This window comes from Clavibacter sp. MX14-G9D (genome assembly GCF_032917815.1).
Classification (GTDB): Bacteria; Actinomycetota; Actinomycetes; order Actinomycetales; family Microbacteriaceae; genus Clavibacter; species Clavibacter michiganensis_K.
This window is the reverse complement of record NZ_JAVCVL010000082.1, coordinates 1-10,514: the sequence shown is the minus strand read 5'-3', so window position 1 is coordinate 10,514 and position 10,514 is coordinate 1. Positions and strand designations below refer to the sequence as shown.

At 73.7% G+C, this 10,514-nt stretch carries 8 protein-coding genes; 6 read left to right on the top strand and 2 right to left on the bottom strand.

From position 1 onward, the window contains the following. The first annotated feature begins 125 nt into the window (after positions 1-125). Positions 126-1,034 (top strand): neutral zinc metallopeptidase, encoded by a 909-nt coding sequence (locus Q6969_RS08515; protein WP_317230044.1) that lies wholly within the window; start codon positions 126-128, stop codon positions 1,032-1,034. Here the strand turns inward: Q6969_RS08515 and Q6969_RS08510 are convergent. Together Q6969_RS08510 and Q6969_RS08505 are read right to left on the bottom strand one after the other, a co-directional pair. Then, a complete protein-coding gene (locus Q6969_RS08510; RefSeq protein WP_396335529.1) occupies positions 1,031-1,327 on the bottom strand; it encodes a CDGSH iron-sulfur domain-containing protein in 297 nt (98 codons plus the stop codon). The two genes, Q6969_RS08515 and Q6969_RS08510, sit on opposite strands and share 4 nt — an antisense overlap. Next, positions 1,327-2,436: an iron-containing redox enzyme family protein gene (locus Q6969_RS08505; protein ID WP_317230042.1), complete on the bottom strand. Its 1,110-nt coding sequence runs from the start codon at positions 2,434-2,436 to the stop codon at positions 1,327-1,329. The genes Q6969_RS08510 and Q6969_RS08505 overlap by 1 nt, the downstream gene beginning before the upstream one ends. 161 nt (positions 2,437-2,597) lie before the next feature. On the opposite strand from Q6969_RS08505, the gene Q6969_RS08500 reads away from it, so the two are divergent. The 5 genes from Q6969_RS08500 to Q6969_RS08480 form a co-directional block, all read left to right on the top strand. Beyond that, entirely contained in the window at positions 2,598-3,863 is a 1,266-nt protein-coding gene (locus tag Q6969_RS08500; protein ID WP_317230041.1) for an ROK family protein, read from the top strand. Between the two features lie 206 nt (positions 3,864-4,069). Beyond that, a complete protein-coding gene (locus Q6969_RS08495) occupies positions 4,070-5,461 on the top strand; it encodes an extracellular solute-binding protein (RefSeq protein WP_317230040.1) in 1,392 nt (463 codons plus the stop codon). Between the two features lie 3 nt (positions 5,462-5,464). Further along, positions 5,465-6,463: a sugar ABC transporter permease gene (locus tag Q6969_RS08490; protein ID WP_317230039.1), complete on the top strand. Its 999-nt coding sequence runs from the start codon at positions 5,465-5,467 to the stop codon at positions 6,461-6,463. Between the two features lie 80 nt (positions 6,464-6,543). Further along, positions 6,544-7,374: a carbohydrate ABC transporter permease gene (locus Q6969_RS08485; RefSeq protein ID WP_317230038.1), complete on the top strand. Its 831-nt coding sequence runs from the start codon at positions 6,544-6,546 to the stop codon at positions 7,372-7,374. A gap of 121 nt (positions 7,375-7,495) precedes the next feature. Next, a partial coding sequence (locus Q6969_RS08480) for a glycoside hydrolase family 38 C-terminal domain-containing protein (protein WP_317230037.1) occupies positions 7,496-10,514 on the top strand: 3,019 nt, incomplete at its 3' end.

The following is a 10,514-nucleotide window of genomic DNA, read 5'->3' as shown; positions in this document are numbered from 1 at the left end:
CCCCCCCCCCCCCGCCCCCCCTCGCCGCGGATCCGGTCCCGGGCGGCTGAGCGGCCGCGCCGACGACGGCTCGGCCCGCATCCGCCCGGCACCCCGCGGAGCCCCGCCGCCGGTACGGTCGGCTCATGACCTTCGACGACGACGCCCGGATCGACAGCAGCAAGGTCACGCGCCGCCGCGGCCGCGGACGGACGACCGGCATCGCCGCGGGCGGGGGCGGGCTGCTCGTGGTGGTCGCCGTGATCCTCGTGCAGCAGTTCACGGGCGTCGACCTGTCGCAGCTGGTCGGCGGCGCGGGCGGCAGCGGCGGATCCGGGTCGTCGGGCCAGCAGGACGAGGCCATCGAGGGCTGCACGACGGGCCGGGACGCCAACGAGGACGTCGAGTGCCGAATGGCGGGCGCCGCCGACTCGCTCGACACCTACTGGACCACGGCTGCCGCCGAGGCCGGCGTCGCCGACTACTCGCTCCCCGGCTTCGCCCTGTTCGACGCCGCCACGAGCACGGGCTGCGGCGACGCGACGAGCGCGACGGGGCCCTTCTACTGCCCGCCCGACCGCAGCCTGTACCTCGACACGACGTTCTTCGACGAGCTGCGCACGCGGTTCGACGCCACGGGCGGGCCCCTCGCGCAGATGTACGTCGTCGGGCACGAGTGGGGCCACCACATCCAGCAGCTCTCCGGGGCGTTCGACCGCGCCGACCGCTCGGGCACCGGGCCCGACTCCGACTCCGTGCGCCTCGAGGTGCAGGCGGACTGCTACGCCGGCGCATGGATCGGCGCGGCCGCCGAGGTGCGCGACGACAGCGGCCGCGCGTTCCTCGAACCCGTGACGGCCGCGGAGGTGGCCGACGCGCTCGACGCCGCGGCGGCCGTGGGCGACGACCGGATCCAGGCCTCCGCGGGCGGAGCGGTCGACCCCGACACCTGGACCCACGGATCCGCGGAGCAGCGCCAGCGCTGGTTCGAGACCGGCCGCGCCGGCGGCCCCGCCGCGTGCGACACGTTCGCCGTGCCGGGCGCGGAGCTCTAGGGCGTCCCCGGCCCCGGCTCGTCGGCGGGCGCGGGCGGATCCGTGCGGAACCCGACCAGCCGGTGCGTGCCGTCGCAGTAGGGCTTGATCGACGAGACCCCGCAGCGGCAGAGCGCGACGGTGCGGCGGGTCTGCGGGACGGGCCGCCCGGCCGGGTCGACGATCTCGAACTCGCCGCGCACGAGCAGCGGGCCGTCGGGGTAGGCGATGATCCGCGGGGGCTCGGTCGCGGCGGCGCGGGGACCGGCCGGACCCGCGTCCCGCGCCTCGCCGTCGTGGCCGCCGGCGGGGATCACGCGGCGCTCGCCGTGCCCGCGGCGTCCGTCGCGGCCGTGGATCCGGGACGCAGCGAGGAGCGTCCCGCCTTCCAGCTGGAGAGCACGTGCGCTCCCACCCAGCCCTCGACCTCGAGGCACGCCGCGGCGCCGAACATGACGTCGTCGAGCAGGTGGGGCTCCGACTCCACGAGGCCGCCCGCGAGGTCGTGCGCCGCGATCTGCTCGTGCACGGCGTCGGCCTCCACGTGCTCGTCGTAGTACCAGGCGACGTCGTCGCCGAAGCCGAGCCGGCGGATGCCCGCCGCGTACAGCCGGCTCGGGACGCTCGAGGTCATCTCGAACGCCGCGAGGTGCCCGACGATCGCGCCGCGCAGGCGGCGGTGCAGGCCGAACAGCGACATGGCGTTGGACGATGCGAGCGTGACCGCGGGCACGTCGTCGAGGTACGCGCCGTAGCCGTCGCGCAGGCCGACCCCGCGGAGGGTGGCGCCGAAGATGGTCGCGTGGACGCGCTCCGGGCGGCCGCCGCCGTACTCGTCGGCCTGGATCTCCACCAGCGCGGCCTTGGCGCGGCCGCGGAGCCGCGGGATCGCCCAGGAGTGCGGGTCGGCCTCCCCCAGCGTGTAGATCGAGCGCTGGACGAGCAGCTCGCGCAGCTGCTCCACGCTCGCCGTGCGCGCCACGTACCGCGACAGCGACGGGCCGGAGTCGGCCGACGCGAGGGCGAACAGCGCGGCGGCGACGCCCGCGGACGTGGGCTCGGGGCGCTCCGGGACGGGGACGCGCTCGCGGAGGGCGGCCTCGAACGCGGCCTCGAGGATCCCGCGGACGGCGATGAGCCGCGGGTCCCACTCGCGGCCGTCGTCCACCCCGGCGAGTCCGGCGTGGTGCAGCTCGTAGAGGCAGGAGAGCGCCAGCTGGACGTCGTCGTCGCGGACCACGTCGTCCGTCGCGGCGAGCGCCTCCGCGGCCAGGCCGGCGAGGTCGGGGGCCGTCGCGGCGGCGCGGTCGCCGGGGCCGAGGAGGTCGGCGATCAGCGCGCGGCTGAGGGGCCCGCGCGCGGCGGGGACGGGGGACGGGTGGGTGCGGGACGCCTCGTGGGCGGCGGCGAGCAGATCGGTCATCTGCCGAGCCTCCTCCGCGCCCCGGCGGCCCGGCCGGGCGTGTCGCGGGGTCCGCCGGGAGCGGTAAGGGATCGCGGCGACGACGGGGCCGGGTCCCCGCATCCGGGATACTGCGGGGAGCCCCGCGCGCGATGCGCGGCGACCGGTGCGAGGAGGTGCCAATGCGACGCGGCACCAACCTGCCCGCCATCGGCGGATACAACCGCACGGTGGTGCTCGACGCGGTCCGCCGGGCCGCCGACGGCGCCAGCCGCTCCGAGGTCGCCGAGCGCACCGGCCTCAGCGCCCAGACGGTGACCAACGTGACGCGCCGCCTCATCGACGAGGGGCTCGTGCGCGAGGGCGGCACCGTGATCCGCGGGCCCGGCAAGCCCCGCACCCTCCTCCACCTCGTGGCCGACGGGCGGTTCGCGGTGGGCGTGCACGTGGATCCGGCCGTCATCACCTCCGTCCTCCTGGACCTCGAGGGCACGGTCCTCCGGCACGTGAGCAGCCCGACGCCCTCCGCCTCCCGGCCCGACGAGGTGGTGGCGCTCGTGGCCCGGCTGGTCGACGGCCTCATCGCCGACGCAGGGGTCGATCGCCGGGCGGTGCTCGGGGTGGGGCTCGCCGCGCCGGGTCCCATCGACGTGGGCGCCGGGCTGGTGCTGGACCCGCCGATGCTCCCCCTCTGGCGGCACGTGCCCCTCCGGCAGGCGCTCAGCACCGCGACCGGACTGCCCGTGCTCCTGGAGAAGGACGTGACCGCGGCGGCCGTGGCCGAGCTGTGGTTCGGCACGGGCGACCGGCGGCACCTCGCGTTCGTGTACTACGGCACGGGCTTCGGCACCGGGCTCGTCCTCGGCGGGGAGCCGGTGCGCGGCGCGAGCTCCAACGCCGGCGACGCCGGGCACATCATGGTCGCGTCCCGCGGACGGCGCTGCACGTGCGGGCGCGTCGGGTGCGTCGGCGAGCTGATCACGCCGCACGCCCTCGTGCGCCAGGCGGTGGAGGGCGGCGTGCTGACGTCCGCGGACGTGTCGGACGCGGCCCTCGCGGAGGCGGCGGCGAGCGGCGACGCCGTCGACATGCGCCTCATCGGCGAGGCCTTCCATGCGCTGGCGGCCCGTGCGGACGCGGAGGACGGCCCCGCGCGGCGGATCGTCGAGGCGGCGGCGCGGCACCTCGCGCACGCCATCGTGATCCAGGTGAACCTCCTCGACGTCGACGAGGTCGTCTGCGGCGGGCCGTTCTGGCACCCCATCTCACGGCTGGTGCTCGAGACGCTGCCCGAGGAGGTGCGCCGGTCCCCGGCGCTCATCGCCAAGCACCCCGTGCGCGTGGTCGAGTCGGCGGTCGGCGAGGACGTCGCCGCCGTGGGCGCCGCGTGCCTGGTGCTCGACAACGCGTTCTCGCCGCGCCCGTCGGCCATGCTCATTCGCGCCTGACCGGCTGCCTGCACCGCTCCCCCGGCCGCACCGCTTCCCCGCCCGCACCGATCCCCCGGCCGCCGCGACGCCGCGGCTGTCCTCCTCGCGCACCGTCACCGGATCGTCACCAGGATGTCTTGACATGGATTAGTCCATACGTTTGGCTAACCCTCGACGACCGGCGATGACGCCGACCGTCCGAGCCAGTGGAGCAAGGGAGCACCATGTCGAACCATCTGCCGCACCGCAGGACGCGAGCACGCATCCTCTCGATCACGGCGGGATCCGTCGCCGCCCTCCTCCTCGCCAGCGGCTGCTCCGGCGGCGCGGGCGGCGGTGACGACGGGAAGACCATCAAGGTCGCGTACCAGAAGTTCGGGACGTTCACCCAGATGGACGCCCACATGAAGGAGACCGCGAAGACCTTCGAGGCCGCGAACCCCGGCATGAAGGTCGAGTTCGTGCCCATCGCCGCGCAGAACGACGACTACTTCACGAAGCTCGCGCTGATGAACCGCTCGGCCTCGACCGCCCCCGACGTGATGTACGAGGACACCTTCAAGGTGAAGTCCGACGCGGCCGCCGGCTACCTCCTCCCCCTCGACGACCAGGTCGCCGGCTGGGAGGACTGGGACATGTTCTTCGACTCCGCCAAGGAGGCCGGCGTCGGCGAGGACGGCAAGGTCTACGGGATCCCCATGGGCACCGACACCCGTGCCCTCTGGTACAACAAGGACCTCTTCGCCCAGGCCGGCCTGCCCGTGCCGTGGGAGCCGAAGACGTGGGACGACGTGCTCGACGCGGCGAAGACCATCAAGGCCGAGCTGCCCGACGTGGTGCCCATCAACGTCTACTCCGGCAAGCCGCAGGGCGAGGGCGCCACGATGCAGGGCTTCGAGATGCTGCACTACGGCACCCCCACCGGCACGCTCTACGACGAGTCCACGAGCAAGTGGCTCACGGAGTCGCAGGGCTTCATCGACTCGCTCGGCTTCATCGAGGACGTGTACCAGGGCGGCATCGGCCCGAAGCCCGAGGAGGCGCTCGACACGAACATCTCCACCATCGTCGGCGGCGAGTGGCTGCCGCAGGGCAAGCTCGCGATCGACCTCGACGGATCGTGGCTGAGCGGCACCTGGCTCGAGACGGGCACGAACCCCTGGCCCGAGTGGAGCGACGTGATGGGTCAGGCGCCCATGCCCACGCAGGACGGCGCCGCCCCCGGCGCGGTGAGCATGTCCGGCGGCTGGACCCTCGCGGTCGGCGCGAAGACGGCGAACCCCGACAAGGCGTTCGAGTTCATCGCCGACGCGCTCGACAAGGAGGGATCGCAGTCGTACGACATCGCGGCCAGCCAGATCGCGGTGCGCAGCGACGTGGCCGAGGACCCGGAGTACGTCTCCTCCAACCCGACGTTCGAGTTCTTCTCCTCCATCGTCGACGTGACCCACTTCCGCCCCGCGACCACCGACTACAGCCGCATCTCCAACGCGATCACCGTCGCGATGGAGTCGGTGATGACCGGCCAGCAGTCGCCCGAGGAGGCCGCGGCCGCCTACGACGACGCGCTCGTCGGCATCGTCGGCCAGGACGGGACGCAGAAGGCCGAGGACTGATCCGTGTCCACCATCGCCCCCGTCCCGGTGGGCCCCGACGCCGACGTGCGGGGCGCCGACCGGCGGGGTGCGGCGGGGTCGGGGCCCGGATCGGGCGGACCGTCGCCGGTCCGCCCGGGCCGGGCCCGCGCCCGCGCGCTCCGCACCGGGGCGCGCACCATCCCGCTGCTCCCCTCCATCGTCCTGCTCGCCCTGTTCCTGCTCGGACCGGTCATCTCGAGCCTCTACGGCTCGTTCACCGACGCGTCCCTCACGGGGTACGCCGCCGGCGGCGCGCAGTTCATCGGCTTCGACAACTACACGGCCCTGTTCGCCGACCCGGACTTCCCCAAGTCGGTGCTCCTCACGCTCGCGTTCGTGTTCTTCTCCGCGGTCGTCGGGCAGAACGTCGTGGGCCTCGGGCTGGCGCTGCTCATGCGGCAGGGCAACCGCGTCGTGCGCGCCGTCGTGGGCACCTTCGTCATCGCGGCGTGGGTGCTCCCGGAGATCGTGGCCGCGTTCGCCGCCTACGCGTTCTTCAACGACGAGGGCACGCTCAACACGATCCTCGGCTGGTTCGGGATCCAGGGCGCGAACTGGCTGTACGGCCTGCCGCTGCTGTCGGTGATCCTCGCGAACGTGTGGCGCGGATCCGCCTTCTCGATGCTCGTCTACGCGGCGGCCGTGCAGGAGGTGCCGCCGGAGATCACGGAGTCCGCCGAGGTGGACGGCGCGACCGGCTGGCAGCGGCTCGTCTTCATCACGCTGCCGGTCATCCGCCGCAGCATCTCGACGAACCTGATGCTCACCACGCTGCAGACGCTCTCGGTCTTCACCCTCATCTTCGTGATGACGGGCGGCGGCCCGGGCACGAGCAGCTCGACCCTGCCGATCCTCGCCTACCAGGAGGCGTTCCAGTTCTCGCAGCTGGGCTTCGGCACCGCGATCGCCACGATCATGCTGCTCGTGGGAGCCGTGTTCTCGGTGATCTACATCAGGGCCCTGCGCCCGGAGGTGGACTGACCATGGCCGTGACCACAGCGATCCCGGCACCCGCCCGGGCCTCCCGCGCACGGAGGTCCCCGCGGCCGCCCGGCACGCGCATGACCTCCCCGAGCGGCCGCGTGATGCGGACGGTCGCGAACGGCGTGCTGGTGCTGGTCGCCCTCTGCTTCGCCGTGCCGCTCGTGTGGCTGGTGCTCGCGTCGTTCGACCCGTCGGCCACGCTGTCCGCGAAGGTGCCGGACGAGTTCACGCTCGACAACTTCACCGCCGTGCTGACGCCCGAGATCTCGTTCATCCCGCTGATGAACAGCCTCGTGCTCTCCGGCGGCTGCGCGGTCGTGACGGTCGTCGTCGCGATCCTCGCGGCGTACCCGCTGTCGCGGTACCGGATGCGGATCAACAAGCCGTTCCTCTACGGCATCCTCTTCGGCACGTGCCTGCCCATCACCGCGATGATGGTGCCCGTCTACAGCCTGTTCGTGACGCTGGACCTCATCGACTCGATCGGCGGCACGGTGTTCTTCCTCGCCGCCACGAGCCTGCCGATGGCCATCTGGATGGCGAAGAACTTCATGGACTCGGTGCCCATCTCGCTCGAGGAGGCCGCCTGGACCGACGGCGCGTCCATGATGCGCACGCTCACCCACATCGTCGTGCCGCTCATGCGGCCGGGGATCGCGGTGGTGTTCATCTTCGTGTTCATCCAGGCGTGGGGGAACTTCTTCGTCCCCTTCATCCTGCTGCTGAGCCCGGACAAGCAGCCGGCCGCCGTGAGCATCTTCAACTTCTTCGGGCAGTACGGCTCCGTCGCGTACGGCCAGCTCGCCGCGTTCTCGCTCGTCTACTCGGTGCCCGTCATCGCGCTGTACGTGCTCGTCTCGCGGACGCTCGGCGGCTCGAACGCGCTCGCCGGCGCCGTGAAGGGCTGACCGGCCCGCGCATCCACCCGCACCACCACCGCACCACCCGCCGCGCGGACGCCGACGCCCGCGCGGCGCACGCTGGAGACACCCGTCCGCGGTCCGTCCGCGCCATCGTCAGGAGATGACCATGCCCCTCACCACCGCCCTCGCCGAGGCCCGCGTCGCGCGCTTCGTGGTCGACCGCCTCACGCCGAACGTCTACCGGCGCCGGATGCCCCTCACCATCGAGGCGTGGGACGCACCCGGCGAGCCGGTGCCGTTCGCCGAGGCGATCCGCCAGGAGTACCGCCCGTTCGCGGTCGGCACCCCGTGGAGCCGGGCATGGGGCACCACGTGGTTCCACGTCACCGGCACGGTGCCCGAGGACGCCGGCGCGGAGGGCACCTCGCTCGAGGTCCTCGTCGACCTCGGCTTCAGCGACCGCCAGCCCGGTTTCCAGGCCGAGGGGCTCGTGCACCGGCCCGACGGCAGCGTCGTGAAGGCCATCGAGCCGTACAACGGGTACGTGCCGCTCGAGGCGGTCGGCCAGGGCACGGCCCCCGGCACGACGATCGACCTGTGGATCGAGGCGGCGTCGAACCCGGACGTGGGCGGCAACGACTTCTACGGCGAGACCCCGCTCGGCGACCCCGCCACCGCGGGCGACGACCCCATCTACACGATGCGCACCCTCGACCTCGCGTGGCGCGACCTCGCCGTCTACGAGCTCGACCGCGACGTCTGGACGCTGCAGGGGCTCCTCGGCCAGCTGGATCCCGCCTCCTCCCGCCGGGTGGAGATCCTGTCGGCGCTCGAGCGGGTGTGCGACGCCGTGGACCCCGACGACGTCGCGGGCACCGCCGCCGCCGGACGCGAGGTGCTCGCGCCCGTGCTCGCGGCGCCCGCGCACGCGAGCGCCCACCGCGTCACCGCCGTCGGCCACGCCCACATCGACTCCGCGTGGCTGTGGCCCGTCCGCGAGACGCGGCGGAAGGTCGCCCGCACGTTCTCCAACGTCCTCGCGCTCATGGACGAGGACCCGGACTTCGTGTTCGCCGCGTCCAGCGCCCAGCAGTACGCGTGGCTGAAGGAGGACCACCCGCAGCTGTTCGAGCGCCTCCGTCAGCGCGTCGCGGAGGGGCGCTTCGTGCCCGTCGGCGGCATGTGGGTCGAGTCGGACACGAACATGCCGGGCGGGGAGGCGCTCGTCCGCCAGCTCGTGCAGGGGAAGCGGTTCTTCCTCGAGGAGTTCGGGATCGACAACCGCGAGGTGTGGCTCCCCGACTCCTTCGGCTACACGGGCGCGCTCCCGCAGATCGTGCGGGGCGCGGGCGCCGAGTACTTCTTCACGCAGAAGCAGTCGTGGAACGAGACCAACACGATGCCGCACCACACGTTCCTGTGGGAGGGCATCGACGGCACCCGGGTCTTCACCCACTTCCCGCCGGTGGACTCCTACAACTCGGACCTGTCGGCCGAGGACCTCGCGCGCGCCGAGCGCCAGCACGCCGAGAAGGCCGTGAGCAACGCCTCGATCGTCCCCTTCGGCTGGGGCGACGGCGGCGGCGGGCCCACCCGCGAGATGACCGCGGCGGCGCACCGGACGCGGGACCTCGAGGGGTCGCCGCGCGTGGAGCTCGGCACGCCGCTGTCGTTCTTCGACCGGGCGCGGGCCGAGATCCGCGACCCGCACGTGTGGTCGGGCGAGATGTACCTCGAGTTCCACCGCGGCACCTACACGTCGCAGGCGCGCACCAAGCAGGGCAACCGGCGCAGCGAGCACCTGCTGCGGGAGGCCGAGCTGTGGCTCGCGCAGGCGGCCGTGCGGGACCTCGTCGCGTACCCCTACGACGAGCTGGACGCGCTGTGGCGCACGGTGCTGCTCCTGCAGTTCCACGACATCCTGCCCGGCACCTCCATCGCCTGGGTGCACCAGGAGGCGGAGCGCGAGCACGCCCGCGTGCAGGGCCGGCTGCGGGAGCTCGTGGCCGAGGCGCAGCGCGCGCTCGCCGGGTCGGGCGACCGGCGGATCGCCTTCAACGCGGCCCCCGTCGACGCCCGGGGCGTCGGCGCCCTGTCGGCGGCCCCGCTGCGGGACGACGACGACGCGACCGCCGCGGCGGCGGACGGCGACGGCTGGGTCCTCGACAACGGCCTCGTCCGGGCGCGCTTCGACGCGGACGGCACGGTCTCGTCCCTCGTCGACGCGGCGTCGGGTCGCGACCTCGTCGCCCCCGGCCAGCGCCTCGGCCTGCTGCAGCTGTTCCGCGACACCCCGAACCAGTGGGACGCGTGGGACATCGACGACGCCTACCGCCGGAACCGCACCGACCTCACCGACGTCGCCTCCATCCGGATCGACGGCGCGTCGCTCGTGGTCGAGCGCGCGTTCGGCTCCTCCCGCGTCACGCAGACGTGGACGCTGCCTGCGGGCGAGCCGGAGCTGCAGGTCGTCACCGACGTGGACTGGCACGAGCGTCAGAAGCTCCTGAAGCTCGCGTTCCCCCTCGACGTCCACGCCGACCGGGCCGCGTCCGAGGTGCAGTTCGGCCACGTGCAGCGGGTGACGCACGCCAACACGTCGTGGGAGACCGCGCGCTTCGAGACCGTCGCGCACCGCTGGGTGCACGTGGGCGAGCCCGGGTTCGGCGTGGCCGTCGCGAACGACGCGACCTACGGCCACGACGTGACGCGGATCCCCCGCCCCGACGGCGGCAGCGCGACCCTCGTGCGCCAGTCGCTCCTCCGCGCGCCCGTGTTCCCCGACCCGCACGCCGACCAGGGCCGGCACGTGCTGCGCTCCGCGGTGCGCGTCGCGCCGGACGTGCTCGACGCCGCCGACGCCGGCTACCGGCTGAACCTCCCGGTCCGCGAGGTCGCGGGCGACCACGGCGTCGCGCCGCTCGTCACGTCGTCGAACCCCGCCGTGGTGGTCGAGGCGGTCAAGCTGGCCGAGGACCGCTCGGGCGACCTGGTCGTGCGGCTGTACGAGGCGCGCGGCGGCCGGGAGCGCACGGTCGTCCGGGTCGACCCCGACGCCGGGCTGGGCGCGGCGCACCGCACGGATCTGCTGGAGCGGCCGGTCGACGGCGCGTCCGCCCCTGCCGCGGGCGAGCCGGTCGAGCTCACCCTGCGGCCCTTCGAGATCGCGACCCTGCGGTTCGCCC